Annotated in this window: 19 protein-coding genes; 10 read left to right on the top strand and 9 right to left on the bottom strand. The window is 66.1% G+C overall.

The annotated features are described in order from the left end of the window. The first annotated feature begins 17 nt into the window (after positions 1-17). From BV908_RS07020 to BV908_RS07010, 3 genes are all read left to right on the top strand, one after another. Positions 18-890, top strand: coding sequence for an EamA family transporter (locus BV908_RS07020; protein ID WP_281631028.1), 873 nt, complete (start codon positions 18-20; stop codon positions 888-890). A 233-nt stretch (positions 891-1,123) separates the two neighbouring features. Continuing rightward, positions 1,124-1,414 carry a hypothetical protein gene (locus tag BV908_RS07015; protein ID WP_146052205.1) on the top strand — a complete coding sequence of 97 codons (291 nt, stop codon included), beginning with the start codon at positions 1,124-1,126 and terminating at the stop codon, positions 1,412-1,414. Between the two features lie 158 nt (positions 1,415-1,572). After that, positions 1,573-5,277 carry an EAL domain-containing protein gene (locus BV908_RS07010; RefSeq protein ID WP_246867467.1) on the top strand — a complete coding sequence of 1,235 codons (3,705 nt, stop codon included), beginning with the start codon at positions 1,573-1,575 and terminating at the stop codon, positions 5,275-5,277. Between the two features lie 88 nt (positions 5,278-5,365). Here BV908_RS07010 and BV908_RS07005 read toward each other — a convergent pair whose 3' ends face one another. The 3 genes from BV908_RS07005 to BV908_RS06995 all read right to left on the bottom strand — a co-directional run bounded on the left by BV908_RS07005 (position 5,366) and on the right by BV908_RS06995 (position 9,358). Continuing rightward, entirely contained in the window at positions 5,366-7,261 is a 1,896-nt protein-coding gene (locus BV908_RS07005; protein WP_011805259.1) for a propionate--CoA ligase, read from the bottom strand. 220 nt (positions 7,262-7,481) lie between these two features. Continuing rightward, positions 7,482-8,087: an isochorismatase family protein gene (locus BV908_RS07000; protein WP_103737741.1), complete on the bottom strand. Its 606-nt coding sequence runs from the start codon at positions 8,085-8,087 to the stop codon at positions 7,482-7,484. A 164-nt stretch (positions 8,088-8,251) separates the two neighbouring features. Next, a complete protein-coding gene (locus tag BV908_RS06995) occupies positions 8,252-9,358 on the bottom strand; it encodes a PQQ-dependent sugar dehydrogenase (RefSeq protein WP_103737740.1) in 1,107 nt (368 codons plus the stop codon). A gap of 438 nt (positions 9,359-9,796) precedes the next feature. Here BV908_RS06995 and BV908_RS06990 point away from each other — a divergent pair, with 438 nt between their 5' ends. Next, complete coding sequence (locus BV908_RS06990; protein ID WP_011805256.1) at positions 9,797-9,955, top strand: DUF3309 family protein; 159 nt, start codon at positions 9,797-9,799, stop codon at positions 9,953-9,955. On the opposite strand, the gene BV908_RS06985 is transcribed toward BV908_RS06990, so the two are convergent. Next, a complete protein-coding gene (locus BV908_RS06985; protein ID WP_103737658.1) occupies positions 9,883-10,488 on the bottom strand; it encodes a CBS domain-containing protein in 606 nt (201 codons plus the stop codon). The genes BV908_RS06990 and BV908_RS06985 overlap by 73 nt on opposite strands. A 14-nt stretch (positions 10,489-10,502) precedes the next feature. On the opposite strand from BV908_RS06985, the gene BV908_RS06980 reads away from it, so the two are divergent. Further along, positions 10,503-10,895 (top strand): hypothetical protein, encoded by a 393-nt coding sequence (locus BV908_RS06980; RefSeq protein ID WP_103737657.1) that lies wholly within the window; start codon positions 10,503-10,505, stop codon positions 10,893-10,895. A 69-nt stretch (positions 10,896-10,964) separates the two neighbouring features. Here the strand turns inward: BV908_RS06980 and BV908_RS06975 are convergent, their stop codons facing one another. After that, positions 10,965-11,876, bottom strand: coding sequence for a LysR family transcriptional regulator (locus BV908_RS06975; protein WP_103737656.1), 912 nt, complete (start codon positions 11,874-11,876; stop codon positions 10,965-10,967). Positions 11,877-12,032: 156 nt separating this feature from the next. Between BV908_RS06975 and BV908_RS06970 the strand changes: the two genes are divergently transcribed. The 5 genes from BV908_RS06970 to mmsB all read left to right on the top strand — a co-directional run bounded on the left by BV908_RS06970 (position 12,033) and on the right by mmsB (position 16,672). Continuing rightward, complete coding sequence (locus BV908_RS06970) at positions 12,033-13,556, top strand: CoA-acylating methylmalonate-semialdehyde dehydrogenase (protein ID WP_103737655.1); 1,524 nt, start codon at positions 12,033-12,035, stop codon at positions 13,554-13,556. Between the two features lie 38 nt (positions 13,557-13,594). After that, positions 13,595-14,023, top strand: coding sequence for a lysozyme inhibitor LprI family protein (locus tag BV908_RS06965; RefSeq protein ID WP_047349561.1), 429 nt, complete (start codon positions 13,595-13,597; stop codon positions 14,021-14,023). Between the two features lie 27 nt (positions 14,024-14,050). Further along, positions 14,051-15,217 carry an acyl-CoA dehydrogenase family protein gene (locus tag BV908_RS06960; protein ID WP_011805250.1) on the top strand — a complete coding sequence of 389 codons (1,167 nt, stop codon included), beginning with the start codon at positions 14,051-14,053 and terminating at the stop codon, positions 15,215-15,217. Between the two features lie 69 nt (positions 15,218-15,286). Beyond that, on the top strand, positions 15,287-15,691 hold the full coding sequence (locus BV908_RS06955; RefSeq protein ID WP_015913337.1) for a TfoX/Sxy family protein: 405 nt from the start codon (positions 15,287-15,289) through the stop codon (positions 15,689-15,691). A 12-nt stretch (positions 15,692-15,703) separates the two neighbouring features. Next, a complete protein-coding gene (mmsB, locus tag BV908_RS06950; protein ID WP_281631027.1) occupies positions 15,704-16,672 on the top strand; it encodes a 3-hydroxyisobutyrate dehydrogenase in 969 nt (322 codons plus the stop codon). Between the two features lie 263 nt (positions 16,673-16,935). Here mmsB and BV908_RS06945 read toward each other — a convergent pair whose 3' ends face one another. The 4 genes from BV908_RS06945 to BV908_RS06940 all read right to left on the bottom strand — a co-directional run bounded on the left by BV908_RS06945 (position 16,936) and on the right by BV908_RS06940 (position 19,906). Then, positions 16,936-17,823: a nucleotide-binding protein gene (locus tag BV908_RS06945; protein WP_210434000.1), complete on the bottom strand. Its 888-nt coding sequence runs from the start codon at positions 17,821-17,823 to the stop codon at positions 16,936-16,938. 163 nt (positions 17,824-17,986) lie between these two features. After that, the gene (locus tag BV908_RS22070; RefSeq protein ID WP_172751357.1) at positions 17,987-18,568 is read right to left on the bottom strand and encodes a hypothetical protein; all 582 of its coding nucleotides are present in this window, start codon (positions 18,566-18,568) and stop codon (positions 17,987-17,989) included. Positions 18,569-18,818: 250 nt separating this feature from the next. Further along, positions 18,819-18,947, bottom strand: coding sequence for a hypothetical protein (locus BV908_RS22900; RefSeq protein ID WP_255352815.1), 129 nt, complete (start codon positions 18,945-18,947; stop codon positions 18,819-18,821). Next, entirely contained in the window at positions 18,944-19,906 is a 963-nt protein-coding gene (locus BV908_RS06940; RefSeq protein ID WP_103737652.1) for an IS5 family transposase, read from the bottom strand. Before BV908_RS06940 ends, BV908_RS22900 begins: the two co-directional genes overlap by 4 nt. Between the last annotated feature and the right edge of the window lie 66 nt (positions 19,907-19,972).

The raw sequence follows: 19,972 nt of genomic DNA, 5'->3' as shown, positions 1-19,972 counted from the left end.
CCTGGGTGGGCGAGTTCGTGCTGCTGTCCAGCCTGTGGGGGGCGTCGTTCCTCTTCATGCGCCTGGGCGCGGCCGAGTTCGGCCCGCTGCCCATGGCCGGGCTGCGCGTGCTGATGGCGGCCCTGTTCCTCTGGCCCTTCCTGCTGCACCGGGGCGAATGGCCCGCGCTGCGGCGCCACTGGCGGCCCGTGCTGTTCGCCGGGCTCATCAACTCGGCGATTCCGTTCGCGCTGTTCGCCTGGGCGGTGATGCACATCGCCACCGGGCTGACATCGATTCTTAATGCCACGGTGCCGCTGTTCGGCGCGCTGGTGGCCTGGCTGTGGCTGGGCGACCGCATCAGCCGGCTGCGCTGGGCGGGGCTGGCGCTGGGCTTCGTCGGCGTGGCGCTGCTGGCCTGGCGCGCACCGGCTGGCGTGGGCGCCAGCGGCAGTCAGGCGGGCTGGGCCATTGCGGCGTGCCTGCTGGCGTCCACCTGCTATGCGGTGGCCGCCAGTTACGCACGGCGCTACCTGGTGGGCATTCCGCCACTGGCCACGGCCACGGGCAGCCAGGTGGGCGCGGCGCTCGGGCTGGCCCTGCCCATGTGGTGGGCCTGGCCCGCGCAGACGCCGAGCCTGCGCGCCTGGGCGGCCATCGCCGCCATTGCCGTGCTGTGCACGGGCATTGCGTACATCCTCTACTTTCGCCTGATTGCCAATGCCGGCCCCAGCCGGGCGCTGGCCGTGACTTTCCTGGCGCCCGTGTTCGCAGTGTTCTACGGCGCGGTGTTTCTGGGCGAAGCGGTGACGCCGTGGATGCTGGGCTGCGGCGTGGTCATTGCGTGCGGCACGGCGCTCTCCACGGGGTTGGTGGGCGGCGCGGTGCGGCCGGGTACAAAGGCGCCCTGACGCGCCGCGGCAGGGTTTCACCCGACGCCTGCGGGTCCGCTGCGCGACGGGCGGCACGCACATGGACCGCCGGGCCGCCGGGCGCAATACACTCTGAAACATGTCGCCTTGCGCCTTTGCCGTATTCCCTGCCGTTGCACGCATCCCCGGGCCGCGGCCCGCGGGCGCTGCGCCATTGCGCCAGGATGGCGGGGACCGCGGGGGCGACCAGCGCGCGGATGCACAGGAGGGATATGCCCACTGAGGTGTTCCTCTCCGGCATCGTGCACCTGCTGCTGATCGCCGGGGCGACCGCGCTGCCGCAACCCGTTCTGCTGCAACCCTCGCGCGGCGTGCGCATCGCGCTGGGCCTGGTGGCCGGGGCGGCGTCGACGCTGGTGGCCCTGCAGGGCATGCCGCTAGGGCCTGTTCACACTATTTTTGCCAGATGCGTTGCGATCAAAAAGGGCCAGGCGCAAGGCGCCAAACGAAGCTGGGGTGCTACCCCAGCGAGGCTTGGCAACGCCGCGAATGGCCCTTTTTGATCGCAACCCGGAGGGAACGGAGTGANAAACCGCGCCATTCGTCGTTGCCCTCCTAGCCAAGGCCCCGGCCTTGGCGTCGTCACGCGCCTAGATTGGCGCGGTTTTCACGCCATTCGCACTGGCAAAAATAGTGTGAACAGGCCCTAGACGCGCCAGGGGTGGCGTACATCCACCCGCCCATCATCGTTTCCGCCGCGTTCCTGTTCGGGCCGTTGTGCGGTGGCGTGGCCGCAGTGGCTGCGCTGGCCAGCGGCTGGCTGGACGCGCCGGCCCACTGGGGCGCCATGATCAGCCTGTCCGCGGCCTGTTGGCTGATGGGCTGCCTGGCGTGGCAGCTGGGGCGCGCGACACGCTTGACGGCGATATCGCTGGTGGTCGCGCTCACCGTGCTGGTGCCGCCCGCGCTGCTGCCCTGGACCGAGACGGCCAGCGCCCTCGCCGCGCAGGGGGGATCGGCCCCGTGGCAGGGCATTCCCTGGCGCTACGCCTTCGGCGTGGTGGCGCTGTGCGGCGCCGTCGAGCTGTTGCGCGCGCGGGCCCGGTCGCTGCAGACGCTGGGACAGCACGAGGACGAGCTGCTGCGCGTGCTCAAGGCCTCGGGCGGCGGGCGCTGGGAATGGGATCTGCGCAACAGCCGCTTTACCTACCACGGGCGCTTTTACCGGGCTTTCGGCCTGGCCAACAGCCCCGACGACGAGGACTTCACACCGCTGCGCGCCTTCGATGTGCGCGAGTCATGGCAACGCTGGAACGCCCGGCGCCACCCCGACGACCGCGAGCGCCTGGGCGCGTACCTGCAGCGCGTGCAGGACGGACTGGAAGAGAGCTTCCATGCCGAGTCGCGCATGCGCGATGACGAGGGCCACTGGCGCTGGGTGGTCTCGCGCGGGCACGCGGTGGAGCGCGACTCCGCCGGACGCGTGCTGCGCATGGCCGGCATTGACCTGGACATCACCGAGCACCACGAGATGCGCGACGCGCTGCGCGTGTCCGAAGCCAAATACACCACCGTCTACCAGACTCTGCCCGACGCCGCGGGCATCACCCGCCTGTCCGACGGGTGCTACCTGGACGTGAACCCTGCGTTCGAGCGGTTGCTGGGCAAGCCGCGCGACCAGATTTTGGGACGTTCGTCCATGGAACTGGGCGTGTGGGGCGACACGCAGGAGCGCGCCCGCCTCACCGAGGCGCTGCGCAACCAGGGCGAGGTCCGCGGCCTGCCAATGACGGCGCTGCGCGACGGCGCCGAAGTGCCGGGCCTCATGTCGGGACGGGTGTCGCGCATTGAGGGCGAGGACTGCCTGGTCTTCGTGTTCCACGACATGACGCAGGAGCGCCGTGTGCGCGATGAATTGCTCGCCGCCAACCGCCTGCTGCGCCAGGCGGGCTGGATGGCGCGGCTGGGCGTGTGGGAGGAAGAGCCGGGCAAGGGCATCACCTATTGGTCCGACGTGTGCTTCGGCATCCACGGGCTGGACCCGGGCACGCCGCTGCCGCGCGACTACGTGCAGCAGTTCGTCGCACCCGTCTGGCGGGAAGCCATGCACGCAGCCCTGCGCGACTGCCTGCGCAAGCGCACTGTGTGGAGCCAGGAAATCGAGATCGTGCGCGCCGATGGGCGCCTGGTCTGGGTGCGCGTGCGCGGGGAGCCCATCATCGAGGGCGACCGCGTGGTGCGCGTGCGCGGCATCCTGCAGGACATCGACGAGCCGCGCCGCGCGGCGCAGCGGCTGCGTTCTTCCGAAGAACGGCTGGCGCGCATCTTCCAGCTGCTGCCCTACCCGCTGGGGTTCTCGCGCCGCGAGGACGGCACCTACCTCGACGTGAATCCGGCGTGGGAGCAGGCCCTGGGCTACACCCGCCAGGAAGCCGTGGGGCGCACGGTGGTGGAACTGGGCATCTACTCCGCCCCCACCCGCGCGGCGCTGCTGGAGGCGGCGACGGCCGAAGGGCAGCTCGTGGGCTACGAGCTGGAACTGACCACGCGCGGCGGCGACAAGCGCACCGTGCTGCAGTCCATGAGCCCCATCGAAGTGAACGGCGAGGCCTGCTGGCTGTTCGGCCTGCACGACATCACCGAGCGCAAGCAGACCGAACAGCGCGTACGCGAGCGCGAGGAACTGCTGTCGCTCACCATCGAGGCGGCGGCGCTGGGCCTGTGGGACTGGAACCTGCCCAGCGGCGAAGTCACGGGCGACGCGCGCTGGCGCGCCATGTACGGGCTGGCGCCCGTGGAGCCCGGGGCCAGCGCTGCCGTGCACTGGGCGTCGGGTATCACGCCGGAAGACATCGACGTGGTCACCCAGGAGCTGCAGCGCCACCTGCAAGAGCCGCACAAGCCGTTCGACGTGACCTGCGAGGTGCTTGCCCCCCAGGGCGACGGCCGCTGGATCCGCAGCGTGGGCAAGGTGGTGGCGTACGACACCGCCGGGCAGCCCGCGCGCATGGTGGGCATGTCCATCGACGTGAGCAGCCAGCGCCAGCAGGAGCGGCAACTGGAGCGCATGGCCCATTACGACGCACTCACCGGCCTGCCCAACCGGGTGATGCTGGAGCGGCGGCTGCGCGCAGGCATGGAGCACAGCCGTGCGCGCGGCCAGCAATTGGGCGTGGCCTACCTGGACCTGGACGGCTTCAAGCCCGTCAACGACCGCCTGGGCCACGCGGCGGGCGACCGGCTGCTGGTGGTGGTGGCCGAGCGGCTCAAGCGCGCCCTGCGCCTGACCGACTCGGTAGCGCGGCTGGGCGGGGACGAGTTCGTGATCCTGCTGTCGGGCTTGGCCCATGCCGAGGAATGCGAGCGGCGCCTGCATACGGTGATGGAGAGCGTCGCGGCCCCGTACACGCTGGACGGCGAGCGCGTGCTGGTCACCGCCAGCATCGGCTACACCCTCTACCCCGACGATGAGGCCGACGCCGACACCCTGTTGCGCCACGCCGACCAGGCCATGTATGCGGCCAAGCAGGCGGGGCGCAACCGCTTCCATGGCTTTGACGCCGCCGAGGAGCGCGCCCGGCAACTGCGGCGCGAGCAGTGCGGCGAACTGCTGCGCGCGCTGCAGCGTGGCGAACTGACACTGTTCCTGCAGCCCAAAGTGGACATGCGGCTGGGCACCGTGGTGGGGGCCGAGGCCCTGGCCCGCTGGCAGCACCCCGAGCGCGGCCTGCTGTCGCCCGTGCATTTCCTGCACCTCATCGAAGGGCATGCCGAGCTGCAGATGCGTTTTGGCGAATGGGTGGTGGACACCGCGCTGCAGCAGATCGCCCGCCTGATGGCGCAGGGTCTGGAACTGCCCGTCAGCATCAACATCACGCCCGAGCACCTGCACCGCCGGGGCTTTGCGGACTGGATGGCGTTGCGCCTGGCGCAGCACCCCGCGGTGCCGGCGCGGCTGCTGGCCATCGAGCTCACCGAAAGCGCCGCGCTCTACGACATCGACCACGTGGCGCGGGAGCTGACCAGACTGCGTGCGCTGGGCATGCAGATCTCGTTCGACGACTTCGGCACGGGCTACTCGTCGCTGGCGTACCTGCGCCGCCTGCCCATGGACCACCTCAAGCTGGACCGCAGCTTCGTCGCCGGCATGCTGGCCGATGCGGGCGACCGGGCCATTGTGCAGGGCGTGATCGGCCTGGCGCATTCCTTTGGCTGCGGCATCGTGGCCGAAGGGGTGGAAACGGAGGAGCAAGGCCTGGCAGTGCTGCAGATGGGCTGCCACCACGCGCAGGGCTACTGCATCGCCATGCCCATGCCCGTGGAGCAATTCATGGACTGGGCGAAGGCCTGGCAGGCCCCCGCACCATGGCGCGCCACAAGCCAGGCCGCCGCGCCCGTACCACCGGCGGCGGCGATAGCCGCCTGATGGCGTATCGAATCAAGCAATAAAAAAGCTTCCAGCGCCCGTCCATCAAGCGCTAGAAGCTATCAAATCAAGAGCAAATTGCCGCGCGTCAGCCCAGCAGTTCCTTGATCTGCTGCAGTGCCACGGGGTCTTCCATGGTGGTCAGGTCGCCCGTGTCGCGGCGCTCGGCCACGGCCTGCAGGGCGCGGCGCAGCAGCTTGCCGCTGCGGGTCTTGGGCAGCATCGTCACGAACAGCACGCGCGCCGGGCGGGCCACGGCGCCCAGTTGGGTATCGACCTGCTTCATCACCTCGCCTTCCAGCTTCAGGCGCGCGGCCTCGTCGGTGAGGCCCGAGGCATCGCGCGGCACCGCGAAGGCCATCGCGACCTGGCCTTTCAGCGCGTCGGCCACGCCCACCACGGCCACCTCGGCCACATTGGGGTGGCCGGCGATGCATTCCTCGATCTCGCGCGTGCCCAGGCGGTGGCCGGCCACGTTGATCACGTCGTCGGTGCGGCCCAGGATGAAGTAGTAGCCGTCGGCATCGCGGATGCCCCAGTCGAACGTGCTGTAGACCAGCCGGCCGGGAATGCTCTTCCAGTAGGTGTTGACGAAGCGATCATCGTTGCGCCACACGGTCTGCAGGCAGCCAGGGGGCAGCGGCCCCTCGATGGCCACCACGCCCTTCTGGTTGGGCTGGGTCAGCTCCTCGCCCGTGGCCTCGTCGATCAGCTGGACGTTGTAGCCGTACACGGCCTTGCCCGGGCTGCCGAAGCGCGAGGTTTGCTTCTGCACGCCGTTGCACAGCGTGAGGATGGGCCAGCCGGTCTCGGTCTGCCAGTAGTTGTCGATGATGGGCACCTGCAGCGCGTCGCTGATCCACTGCGCCGTGGGCTCGTCCAGGGGCTCGCCCGCCAGCCACAGCGCCTTCAGGCTGCGGATGTCGTATTTCTTCAGGTAGGCCGGGTCCTGCTTCTTGAGCACGCGCACCGCCGTGGGGGCCGAGAACATGTGCGTGACCCGGTATTTCTCGACGATGCTCCACCAGATGCCCGCGTCGGGCCGCACCGGCAGGCCTTCGTACAGGATGGTGGTCATGCCGGCAATCAGCGGGCCGTAGATGATGTAGCTGTGGCCCACCACCCAGCCGATGTCGCTGGTACAGAAATAGGTGTCGCCCGGCTGTGCCTCGAAGATGTGGCGCATGCTGGACGCCAGCGCCACGGTGTAGCCGCCCGTGTCGCGCTGCACGCCCTTGGGCTTGCCGGTGGTGCCGCTGGTGTACAGGGTGTAGCTGGGCTGCGTGGCGTCCACCCAGATGCAGGGCACCTGCGCATCCATGTGCCGCGCGCGCAGTGCCGCCCAGTCGTGGTCGCGGCCCGCGCGCATGGCGGCGGGCGCGAGGCCCCGGTCCACCAGCAGCACGGCCGCGGGCTTGTGGGCCGACAGTTCGATGGCCTCGTCCAGCAGCGGCTTGTAGGGCACCACCTTGCCGCCGCGCGAGCCCGCATCGGCGCTCACGATCACCGTGGGCTCGGCGTCCTCGATGCGCGAAGCCAGCGACGACGATGCGAACCCACCGAACACCACCGAATGGATGGCCCCGATGCGCGCGCACGCCAGCATGGCGAACGCCGCCTCGGCAATCATGGGCATGTAGATCAGCACGCGGTCGCCCTGGCGCACGCCCAGCGTCTGCAGGCTGGCGGCCATGCGCTGCACTTCCTGGTGCAGCTCGGCGTAGGTGTAGGCGCGCTCGGTATTGGTTTCGGTGGAGATGGCCACCAGCGCGTTTTGCAGCGGGCGCTCGGCCAGGTGGCGGTCCACCGCGTTGTGGCACAGGTTGGTGGTGCCGCCCACGAACCACTTGGCGAACGGCGGGTTGCTCCAGTCGCAGATCTGCTGCGGCGGCTGCTGCCAGTCGATCAGGCGAGCCTGCTCGGCCCAGAAGGCGTCGCGCTCGTCGATGGAGCGGCGGTAGAAGTCGGCATAGTCGGCGGCCATGGTGCTGTCTCCTTGGAATCCTCCGCGTCGACGTGGCGCGGGTCGGTGGTTATCCAAAATTCATAATTATTCATGCCGCGCTTGCGGGAAGCTGACGCGGTCGCAGACGCGGTCCTTGACGCAGTCGCTGACGCGGCGCTCGCCGCACCCTCTACGCCCAGCCCACCTTTGCGCTTCACTATTCATAGCTGTTAGCGCTTGTTGGGTGTGCCCGAGAGGCCTATTTGACCAAGGCCAGCATCTCCTTGAATGCCGGGTGCTCGCAACTGCGCAGCCACTCGAAGGCCACCATCTCGGTGGTTACCAGCTCGGCGCCGGCGCCGGCCAGTCGGTCGAAGGCGGCGTCGCGGTTGCGCTCCGTGCGCGAGCTGCAGGCGTCCGTCACCACCCATACCTCGAACTCATCCTCCAGCAGATCGAGCGCCGTCTGCAGCAGGCAGACATGGGCCTCGCAGCCGGCCACCACGATGCTGGCGCGCTCCGGCGCCTGGGGCTCGCGGCCCTTTTGCAGGTGCTTGGGCAGGCTGCGCGCATTGCCGCCCTGGGCCTTGGCGGGCGGGCGCAGCCACTCGCCCAGGCCCTCCTCGGTGGCGCTGAAGTGCATCTTGGACAAGGTGCGCTGGCACAGCGCGCGCAACGCGGCGTCGTTGGGCCCCAGGCGCGAAGGGTTCTGCTCCGTGCCCCACACCGGCACGTCCATCAGCCTGGCAATCTGCGCCAGCCTGCGCGCGTTGGCCAGTGCGGCTTCTGCCTCGAAGATGGCGGGCATCAGGCGTTCCTGGTAATCCACGAGAACGAGTTGGGATTCGGAGGCGTCAAGCAGCATGGCGGTCATCGTTGTTCAGTCGGGCGGTCATTGTCGCAGGCGCTACGGGTAGCAGCGGGGCAACGGCGCGCAAGTTCCCCGTGCGCCGCGTGTCCCGATTCGGGCAAGGGGACGCCCCCCTCGCAGCCGGTCCCGCACTGTGGCGCGTCCTCGCGCAGGCGTGTTCAACGTTGCCTCAGGCGCAGCAACTGCCCGTCCGGGCTGTCGGTGAGCAAGTACAACCAACCGTCCGGCCCCTGGCGCACGTCGCGGATGCGCGCGCCCAGGTGGTCCAGCAGGTACTCGTCGCGCACCACCTGCGCGCCCTGCAGCTCCAGCCGGTGCAGCCGTGCGAACTTGAGAGAACCCACGAACAGGCTCCCCTTCCAGGCCGTGCCGTACCGGTCGCTGGTGAGAAAGGCCATCCCCGACGGCGCGATCGACGGCACCCAGTAATGCAGCGGCTGCTCCATGCCGGCCTTGGCCGTGCCCTCGCCGATCTTGCCGCCGCCATAGTTTTCGCCATAGGTGATCACCGGCCAGCCGTAGTTGCGGCCTGCTTCGGGGCGGTTGATCTCGTCGCCCCCTTGCGCGCCGTGCTCATGGATCCACAGCCGGCCGTCTGGCCCCCAGGCCGCTCCCTGCGGGTTGCGGTGGCCCCAGCTCCAGATCTCCGGCAGCGCGCCCGCGCGGCCCGCCAGCGGGTTGCCGGGCGCCGCGCCGCCCGTGGGCGCTATGCGCACGACCTTGCCCAGGTGGTTGTCCAGGCGCTGGGCGTCCTCCTTGCGGCCGTAGCGCTCGCCCAGCGTGAGAAACAGATGGCCGTCCGGCGCCTGCACGATGCGGCAGCCAAAGTGCAACTGGCTCGCCACCTTGGGACGCTGGCTGAAGAGCACTTTCACGTCCTGCAGCGCCGCCGCGTCCGGCGCCAGCGTGGCGCTGGCCAGGGCCGTGCTGTTGCCGTCGCCCTTCGGTGCGGGTTCGGAATAGCAAAAGAAGATGCGCCGGTTGCGCGCGAAGTCCGCATCGGTGATCACATCCAGCAGGCCGCCCTGCCCGCCCGCCGCCACTTGTGGCAACCCGGCCAGCGGCGGCCCCAGGCGCCCGTCGGCCTCCACCACGCGCAGGCGGCCGGGCCGCTCGGTGACGAGGAAGCGCCCGCCCGGCAAGAAGGCCAGGCCCCACGGATGGCTCAGGCCCGAAGCCACTACCTCCGCCGACGCCTCACCGCGCGCGGGCACGGGGTGTACGGGTGCGACCTCCTGGGAAAGCGCCTCGCCGCCCGCCAGCATGGCGGCGGCGGTCAATGCTATGTTAATAATAGCTGATAGCGCTCTTCCGGTATGGCTTGCAGGCACTTTTGACACAGAGTTCATGGGAAGGATTCCTGGGATCAACCGTGGGTGCTGTCATGGTGCTGCGCCAGCGGGCTCTGTATGCGGCACGCGAGGCTACGCGGAGGGCCATGGCGCCGCGTTGACACCATGGCATGTGCATTGTGCGCGGCCGGGCCGCACAGGCAAACCCATCCTTCAGCGAACCTGCACGCGGCGGCCCGCGCAGCCGGCAGCGAAGCGCCGGCCACTGTCCAGGCAAGAGCGGGGCCTTGGCCTACAGCCCGCTCGGCATGCTGCCTGACCACGCCATGCACCGCCTGCCTAGCTGCGGGCGCCTCCAGCGCCCGCACGATGAGGCCACGCGATGCCCGCGTTGCCAACGAAAGGAAAACCATGTCGATTTCCCTCCTGCTGCTCATCATCCTGGTGCTGATCCTGATCGGCGTGCTGCCGACCTGGGGGTACAGCCGTTCCTGGGGCTACGGTCCGGGCGGTGGTGTCGGGCTGGTGGTGGTGATCGTGCTCATCCTGCTGCTGATGGGGCGCATATAAAAAAACGGGGGGCCTGCGCCCCGCTGTGGCGAGGGCCGCCGTGGGCGCGGCCGTGTGTCGTCACGAGGTCTGGCCGCCGCCTGCGGCGCCACTGGCGGCCGATTGGCTGCGCCGGTCGGCTCTGAAGGACTGGAGATGTCGCGGATCGCCGTGCCGGACTGGCGCTCGTCCACGTTGGTGGCCACATCGCCTAGCGACACGATACCCACCAGCCGCTGGTCACGATCCACCGCGGGCAGCCGGCGCACCTGCATGTCGCGCATGGACGCGATGGCTTCGTCCACGGGCTGGTCTTCGTAGCAGTAGTACACCTCGCGGAACATGACCTCGTTCAGGCGCGAGTGGGTGCGCTCTTCGGCCAGGCCGCGCAGCACCATGTCGCGGTCCGTCACCATGCCCACCAGGCGCTCGCCATTGCACACCGGCAAGGCTCCCACATTCAACTCGCGCATGGCCTGCGCGGCGGTGGTCAGGGTGTCGTCGGGTGCCATGGTGCGGATCCCGCGGGTCATCACATCAGAAACGTTCTGCATAGCTCACTCCATTCATGAAAGACAAGGGTCAGGCGCGATCGCGCAAGACTTGGACACCCGTGGGCCAGAGCGGCTACGGGGGGTACGGTTCGCAGGGGTACGGCTCCCAAGGCCAGGGTTATGAAGGCCATCGCGACGCGGACTTTGGTTCGCAGTACTCCGGCACCGGCGGAGAGCAGCGCGGGCGCTTTCAGAACGACCCCGACTACCACCAGTGGCGCCAGGACCAATTGCGCCAGTTGGATGACGACTACGACTCCTGGCGCAAGGAGCGCTATGAGAAGTTTGCCGATGACTTCAACACCTGGCGCACCTCGCGCGGCGGCAGCGGGCAAAAGAGCAGCGGCAGCAATAGCGCTATCTCCTCCAGCCAGGGCACGTCGGGCAAGAACAAGGAGCAAGGTTGATCCTTGCTGATCCCCTGGTCCGCAAGGCCCCCGCATGCGGGGGCCTTTTTCTGTATGCCGCAGCGTGCCCTAGCCTGCCGCTGGTTTACCTGGGACCAGCGATGCCGCCTCGCGCTGGCCCACGTCTTTCAGGAAGGCCCACACTGCCTGCATGCGCGCCAAGTGCTTGGCCTCGGCCGGCATGCTCATCCAGAAGGTGCGTGTGAACTCGGCCTCGTGGGGCAGCACGCGCGCAAGTACGGGGTCACGGTCGGCCAGGAACGCGGGCAGTACGGCCAGGCCCGCGCCGGCGCGCACGGCCTCGTACTGCGCGGTGATGCTGGTGCTGCGCAGCGCAAAACGCTCGGGCGGGTAGAGCTGGTCGATGAACTGCAGCTCTTTCGTGAACAGCAAGTCGTCCACGTAGCTGATGAAGGCGTGGTGGCGCAGGTCTTCACGCTTGGCCACCAGCGGTCTGCGCGCCAGGTACTCGCGCTGGCCGTAGAGACGCAGGGTGTAGTCGGCAAGTTTGGTGACGATCACCGAGCCGCGCTTGGGCCGCTCTAACGAAATCACGATGTCCGCCTCGCGCCGGCTCAGGTGCAGCATGCGCGGCAGAGCCAGCAGGTCGATGGACAAGTGCGGGTGCTTCTGTGTGAGCCGCGCCAGATGCGGCGCCAGCACCACCGTGCCAAAACCCTCGGTGGCACCCACGCGCACCAGTCCGGAGGGGCCCGCGCCCGGGGAGTTGGCGGGCGATGCGCGCTCCACCCCCAGCACGGCGGCCTCCATGGCCTCGACGGCGGGCAGCAGGTGGCGGCCGGTTTCCGTCAGCCGGTGTCCCGCCGCCTCGCGGGCGAACAGCGGCGCACCCATCTGTTTTTCCAGCGCCTGGATGCGCCGCGCCACTGTCGTGTGTTCCACACCGGTGCGGCGCGCGGCCCCTGCCAGCGTGCCGGTGCGCGCCAGCTCAAGGAAGTAGCGCAAATTGTCCCAATCCATGCGGCTCCTCTGCGGTGATGTGCAAATTTGCAAAGCCAAGGTGCGTGATTGTCTATTGCCTACGCAATTTCGCACAACTACGATGCAGCCCATGCCAAGTCGGCACTTGCCGTGCCGGCTTCATTGCAGACCACCCCAGGACCCCAGGAGACAACCATGGACGCATCCACCTCCCAGGCCGTGAAGGCCCCCACCGTCAAGCTGCTGATCGGCGGCCAATTCGTCGAGTCCAAGACCACCCAGTGGCGCGACGTGGTCAATCCCGCCACGCAACAGGTGCTGGCGCGCGTGCCTTTCGCCACGCCCGACGAGATCAACGCCGCCGTGGCCTCTGCCAAGGACGCCTTCAAGACCTGGAAGAAGACCCCCATCGGCACGCGCGCACGCATCTTCCTGAAGCTGCAGCAGCTCATTCGCGAGAACATGAAGGAACTGGCCGCCCTGCTGACGGCCGAGCAAGGCAAGACCTTGCCCGACGCCGAAGGCGACGTGTTCCGCGGCCTCGAAGTGGTGGAGCACGCGGCCAACATCGGCACGCTGCAGCTGGGCGAGCTGGCCAACAACGTGGCCAACGGCGTGGACACCTACACCCTCATGCAGCCGCTGGGCGTGTGCGCCGGCATCACGCCGTTCAACTTCCCCGCGATGATCCCGCTGTGGATGTTCCCCATGGCCATCGCCACCGGCAACACCTTCGTGCTCAAGCCCTCCGAGCAGGACCCCATGGTCACCATGCGCCTGTGCGAGCTGGCACTGGAAGCCGGCGTGCCCCCCGGCGTGCTGAACGTGATCCACGGCGGTGAAGACGCGGTGAACGCCATCTGCGACCACCCCGACATCAAGGCCATCAGCTTCGTGGGCTCCACCAAGGTGGGCACCCATGTGTACAACCGCGCCAGCCTCAACGGCAAGCGCGTGCAATGCATGATGGGTGCGAAGAACCACGCCATCGTCATGCCTGACGCCAACAAGGAGCAGACGCTGAACGCCCTGGCCGGCGCCGCCTTCGGTGCGGCCGGCCAGCGCTGCATGGCCCTGTCGGTCGCCGTGCTGGTGGGCGAGGCGCGCAACTGGATCCCCGAGCTGGTCGAGAAGGCCAAGACGCTGAAGGTGTCCGCCGGCACCGAGCCCGGCACCGACGTGGGCCCGCTGGTGAGCTGCGCCGCGCTGTCGCGCGTCGAGGGCCTGATCGAGCGCGGCATTGCCGACGGTGCCACGCTGGAACTGGACGGCCGCAAGCCCCAGGTGGCGGGCTACGACAAGGGCAACTTCGTCGGCCCCACGATCTTCAGCGGCGTGAAGCCCGGCATGAGCGTGTACGACCAGGAAATCTTCGGCCCCGTGCTGTGCCTGGCCGGCGCCGAGGACATCGACGAGGCCATCGAGTTCATCAACGCCAACCCCAACGGCAACGGCACGGCCATCTTCACGCAGTCCGGCGCTGCCGCGCGCAAGTTCCAGGAAGACATCGACGTGGGCCAGGTGGGTATCAACGTGCCGATCCCCGTGCCCGTGCCGCTGTTCTCGTTCACCGGCAGCCGCGCTTCCAAGCTGGGCGACCTGGGCCCCTACGGCAAGCAGGTGGTGCTGTTCTACACGCAGACCAAGACCGTCACGGCGCGCTGGTTTGACGACAGCACCACCAGCCACGGCGTGAACACCACCATCAGCCTGAAGTAAGCGGCGCCGCGCGGTGCGCGCATGGTGAAATCACAGGCATGACCCGATGCGTGAAACCCCATGCCGCCCGCCTGCGCACCCTGGCCGCTGCGTGCGCCCTGTTGGCTGCCACCCAGGCACAGGCGCAGGCCGGCGCTGCCTGCCGCCCCGGCGGCACGGTGGATGAGACCAACGCCTGCGCCGTGCAGCGCTACCAGGAGGCGGACACCGCCACTCAGATTCTGTATGGCGATGTGATGCGTGCCCTGTCGACCCATGAACGCCCTGCCCTGCGCCAGGACCAGGCCGCCTGGCAGCGCACGCGCGCCGCGCAGTGCAAGCAGGCGCAGCGCGCGGCGGAGTCCCGCCCCGAATGGCCGCGGCTGTACCACGACTGCCTGACGGTCCATACCCAGGCGCGACGCGATGCCCTGATGCACTGGCTGCACCATGGCGAGGCCCCGCAGCCCACGACGAACAAGCCATAAGACGCATAAGAGAAGGAGACACCCGCCATGGACTTTGAACTCAGCGAAGACCAGCGCGCCTTTGCCGACACCGCGCGCCAGTTCGCCCAGGCGGAGCTGGCGCCCCACGCCGCCGAGTGGGATGCGCAGGGCATCTTCCCCCGAGAGGCTATTTGCCGTGCGGGCGAGCTGGGTTTTTGCGGCCTGTACGCGCCCGAGAGCGCCGGTGGCCTGGCCCTGCCGCGCCTGGACGCCACGCTGGTGTTCGAGGAACTGGCGGCCGTGGACCCCAGCACCACTGCCTTCATCACCATCCACAACATGGCCACCTGGATGCTGGGCACCTGGGCCACGGATGCCGTGCGCGCCGAATGGGGCGAGGCACTCGCCAGCGGGCAAAAGCTCGCCAGCTACTGCCTGACCGAACCCGGCGCGGGGTCCGACGCCGCCTCCATCAAGACGCGCGCGGAGCTGGTCGGCAACGAGTACGTCATCAACGGCAGCAAGGCCTTCATCAGCGGTGCGGGCAGCACCGACGTGCTGGTGCTCATGGCACGCACGGGCGACGCGCAATCCGGCGCGGGCGGCATCAGCGCCTTTGCCGTGCCCGCGAACCTGCCCGGCATCCACTACGGCAAGAAGGAAGAAAAGATGGGCTGGAACAGCCAGCCCACGCGCCAGATCAGCTTTGACAACGTGCGCATCCCCGCCAACCACCTACTGGGCCAGGAGGGCGAAGGCTTCAAGATCGCCATGAAGGGGCTGGACGGCGGGCGCATCAACATCGCCACCTGCTCGGTCGGCGCCGCGCAAGGCGCACTGCAGCACGCCCAGCGCTACATGCAAGACCGCAAGCAGTTCGGCAAGCCCATCGCCAGCTTTCAGGCGCTGCAATTCAAGCTGGCCGACATGGCCACCGAGCTGGTGGCTGCGCGCCAGATGGTGCGGCTGGCCGCCAGCAAACTCGACGCCGGCGCGCGCGACGCCTCCACCTACTGCGCCATGGCCAAACGCTTTGCCACCGACGTGGGCTTCAACGTGGTGAACGAGGCGCTGCAACTGCACGGTGGCTACGGCTACATCCGCGAATACCCGCTGGAGCGCCTGCTGCGCGACGCGCGCGTGCACCAGATCCTGGAAGGCACCAACGAGATCATGCGCGTCATCATCGGCCGGCGCATGCTGGACGGCGACGCGCCGGAGGTCATCCGTTGAAATTCAAAAACCATAGCTGCCTACGCTGGATGGATAAGCGCTAGAGGCCTATTTGACTCCAAACCCACCATGCCTGCCCGCCCCCTGTCCGACGAAGCGCTGCACCTGATCGCCGCCGTGCGCGACGCGCTGGGCGAGCGGCTGAACGCGCAGGTGGAGGTAGAGGAGCGCACGCTCTTTGGCTGCCACGCCTTCATGGTGGACGGCAAGCTCTGCCTGGGCGTGAAGGGCGAAGAGCTGTTGGTGCGCCTGCCGCCGCAGCAGCACGACGCAACCGCCGAAACCCCCGGCGTGCGCGAGCTGGACCCGCGTGGCGGCATGGCCGGCTACTTCTGGCTGGAGCCCGCTGCCTACGCCACGCGCGCCCAGTGGGAGCACTGGATCGACACCGCCCTCGCCTTCAACCCGCTTGCCAAGGCCTCGCCCCGGCGGGCGAAGGCGGCCACAAGCCGCAGCAAGGGCACGCGATCATGATTTCAGGCATTTTTGCCCTGTAACGCGCACCCATCAAGCGCTGGCAGCTATCAAAACCATAGTTCCCATCACACACCACAGGAGACAACCACCATGCAAATCGCATTCATCGGGCTGGGCAACATGGGCGCCCCCATGGCCATCAACCTGCACAAGGCCGGCCACAGCGTGAAGGCCTTCGACCTGAGCGCTGACGCGCTTGCCAAGGTCCGGGCCGAAGGCCTGCAGGTCGCCGCCAGCGCGCAAGACGCCGTGCAGGGCGCCGAGGCCGTCGTCACCATGCTGCCCGCCAGCCAGCACGTGGAAGGCCTGTTCCTGGGCAACGGCAACCTGCTGGCCAGCATTGCCAAGGGCACGCTGGTGATCGACAGCTCAACAATAGCCGCCGCCACCAGCCAGAAGGTCGCCAAGGCCGCTGAAGCCCTGGGCATCGACTTCATCGACGCACCCGTATCGGGTGGCACGGGCGGCGCCATCGCCGGCACCCTCACCTTCATGGTGGGCGGCACCGACGCGCAACTGCAGCGCGCACGCCCCCTGCTGGAAAAAATGGGCGCCAACATCTTCCACGCCGGCGCCGTGGGCGCGGGCCAGACAGCCAAGATCTGCAACAACATGCTGCTGGGCATCCTGATGGTGGGCACCAGCGAAGCCATCGCGCTGGGTGTCGCCAACGGCCTGGAACCCAAGGTGCTGTCTGAGATCATGCGCCGCAGCTCGGGCGGCAACTGGGCGCTGGAAAAGTACAACCCCTTCCCCGGCGTGCACGAGAACGCCCCCGCCAGCAAGGGCTACGCGGGCGGCTTCGGCACCGACCTGATGCTGAAAGATTTGGGCCTGGCCCAGGAAAACGCCATCGCCACCAAGGCCAGCACCCCGCTGGGCGGCATGGCGCGCGCAATCTACGCGGCGCACAGCATTGCGGGGCACGGGGGGGAGGATTTCTCCAGCGTGATCAAGATGGTGCAGAAGAAGGGCTGAAGCAGGCTTTCCGGCATGCCTTCTGCAAAAAGGCGCTGTGACTTGCGTTGCAGCGCCTTTTCTATTTTGAGCAGAGTGCCTTGCTGCGATCTCAAACTAGGCAGGTAGCAGGCAGGTGCTCATGCATCTATGGCCTCTTTCGACCCTGAACGGCCGGCCGACTATGTTCAATAGCTCGCCCGAAAGCTGTCGCTCAACGTTCAACATGAGCGGCGGCTGAGGGCTGGCGCAGCCAACTCTAAAACGACCGCGTGATGGATGGGTTAGGACACTATGTAGCCAGATGCCTTTAGATCCTTGATCACGCTGTATGCCACCTCTTCGATGCTTCGTTCATAGCGCTTGTAGATCATTCCACTGACATCGCTTGGTAGCGAAACATTTCCTGTGTACAGACAACACACACGAGAACGGCCAAGCTTTCCAACGAAATAGCCGAACTCGAAAATTACGTTCGGTCGTGCACGAAACTCCTTGCTTCGCTCACCGTCTGCCTTACCCTCTTCAGCAGCCAAGTAGGCAACTTCATCAGGCGTTAGAAGAATAAAGGCGTACCCGACATCACTGTGCTTTTCAAACTTCTCGATGATTGTCATGCCTTCGTCGGCTTGACGGTGCAGGACGACGGGTTCAAGCCCAATCTCGTGTAGAAAGACCTCGAGGCTAGTCTTCGCTACTTCGTCCCGGCCATGAACCACAAACACTCGGTTGGTTCGAACTTGAGCAAGAGGCGCTTCTGCTACTGGGATGACAGCACTTTCGGGGGCGGAACTAAGCGGAATTAGCTCGAGTCGCTCGATTACGGAATCCAGGCGGTGGATCTTCTTGTCAACGTCTCTGTAGACCTGGGCGATCCTCTCCCCGAGAGACGGTTCTCGCATTGAAATTGCCATTGCCCCCCAAAAGTCGTACTCCTTGGCAAGCTCATCAGTCGTGAAGGTGCGCTTCAGCAACTCGGAGTTAAAGGAATCCCACTTGCTGTAATCATTCGATAGAGACTCGAAAGCTTCTCGGGTATCGACCCCTCTCTGCTTTAGTTCAAGACCCTTCTCAATGCGGGCTTGCAGCTTAGATTTTGCGTCTTCGCGCGAGATCAACAGCTCAAGTAGCGCCTTTGGCTGCGGCTGCACGGATGTTTTTCTGGTTCCCACTCTTCCCTCCTTAGCGACCAAACGTGTCGTGTGCAGATAGTTAACGATTTCTGTCCAATATTTGAGCATACGACACACCGCTCTTAAGCGGACGCTTCCTAGCCGCAGCTAATGGCCGTTGTGCGACCGTCGCAAAAACCCCTTTGCGTTCAACAAATCACGGCTATTGATATTCAATGCTCAAGGACCTAAGGTGTTCTAGCAGGTCATCAGGATCGTATGTATTTACACACCCTAGAAACTGGGATCCAACCAACATCGGTTCATACTCAATCGATTGACTGCACAAATCGGCTGCATTCTCTACAAACCCGGCTTGCAAAAAGTAAGGCGGCGCCCCTTTATTTTGAACAAGCATTGAAGGCAATGCGTAGTCGATGACCGAATCGCCGCCAATAGTCAACCATGCATGCAGATTCAATCCGACATCACCGCCAGGATTTATCACCTCCTGCGCTATTGCTTCAGGTGTGATGGCATATAGTTTGTCTCCATGCACCGTGACTGAGCCGATCACGATGTCTGCAGCTATGCCATGGTGGTTCAACAAGGCATACAACTTCGATGCGACTTCCATACATTGATCGCCGTAGTAGTCAGGCAGTCCCTCTCGCCAAAGAGCCGCCTTTTTATGAATAAGCTCGTTCGCTTTCTCGAGAAATGGAGTCTCGATAGGCCGTTCGTCAACCAAAGGAGCACGAGTAAGGCCAATCGAGCGTCCATACGAAAGCGCTTCTTTGAACATGACGCCGTAATGGCAAGATGATGGTTTCGACTGCGGCACGGGAGTTAGTTGGTCAAATTGTGATGCATGCATACTAACCTCACCGCATCAACTGAAAACATCACGTCCAGAATTGAGCGTCTGCGTTTGGCTGTCACCGGTCCTCGGCTAAATCAAGCCTTTTCACGTACACGGTATCAAGGCATCTCACAAATGCCCGGCGCGCCGATGGCTGCTTAAGGATGCCCTGAATAACTCGAATGCGTAAGTGCTACAAGGTCACCGGTTTCAGATAGTGCGATGGATGGCGTTTAGCCTGGGTCTTCGCACCACTTTCCACGCCCTTGCGGGCCATCTGCACCGCCTTTGCGGCCATTTGCCTGATTTCAGGGGCACTCATCCCTGCGCCTCCAGCAATTGATGGCGCACCATCCAAAGATTGGACAGCGCAAACAGCGTCTTGAGCTGCAACGTGTTCTTCTTCAATCCCCGGTAGCGCACCTTGGTGTATCCAAACTGTCGTTTGATCACCCTGAAGGGATGCTCCACCTTGGCACGGATGCTCGCCTTGATCTTCTCCACTTGGTCTATCAGCGCGTCAACGGGGTTGTTCTCTTTGTCCAGCGCTCTGCGTTTGCCTGGGCGCATCGCGATGTGCCACCGCACTGCCTCCTTGGCATCCGGGCGCTTGTCGATACCTTGGTAGCCCGCATCACCAAACCCGTCTGTCTCCTGCCCGTGCAGCAAGCTGTTGCCCTCTACAACGTCGGCCACGTTACCCGAGGTGCCTATGACGGTATGCACGAGTCCCGAGTCCGCATCCACGCCGATATGGGCCTTCATGCCAAAGTGCCATTCGTTGCCCTTTTGGCTCGAATGCATCTCTGGATCGCGCTTTCTGTCCTTGTTCTTGGTAGAGCTAGGCGCTGCGATCAGTGTGGCATCGACCGCAGTGCCTGCCTTGAGCAGCAAGCCCTGGGCTGCCAGAAGCTCGTTGACAGTGGCCAGAATCTGCTCGGCCAGCTTGTGTTTCTCCAGCCGATGACGAAACCTCAGGATGGTGCTCTCGTCAGGCACCCTCCCATGGGCATCAAGACTTGCAAACTCCCGGTAGATCGGGGTGTCAAAGAAGGCCTCTTCCATCGCCAGATCTGACAGGGTGAACCACTGCTGCATGCAGTGGATGCGCAGCATGGTCTCCAGGGCAAAGGGTGGGCGGCCGTTCTTGCCTTCGGGGTAATAGGGCGCAATGAGTTCGACCAGAGCAGCCCAGGGAACCACCAAATCCATCTGGATCAGCAGTTCTTGCTTGCGGGTCTTTTTGGTGCTCAGGTTCAGGTCAAGGCTGCTTTGCTTCATGGGCGGGGAGGATGCCATGACTTCCTGGCTTCTAGCAGACTGCGTTCGGGGTTTTGCAGGATTTCC

This window comes from Diaphorobacter sp. LR2014-1, from assembly GCF_002916785.1.
Lineage (GTDB): Bacteria > Pseudomonadota > Gammaproteobacteria > Burkholderiales > Burkholderiaceae_C > Diaphorobacter > Diaphorobacter nitroreducens.
Note: the sequence above shows the minus strand (reverse complement) of the source record. Positions and strands in the feature narration are given on the sequence as shown.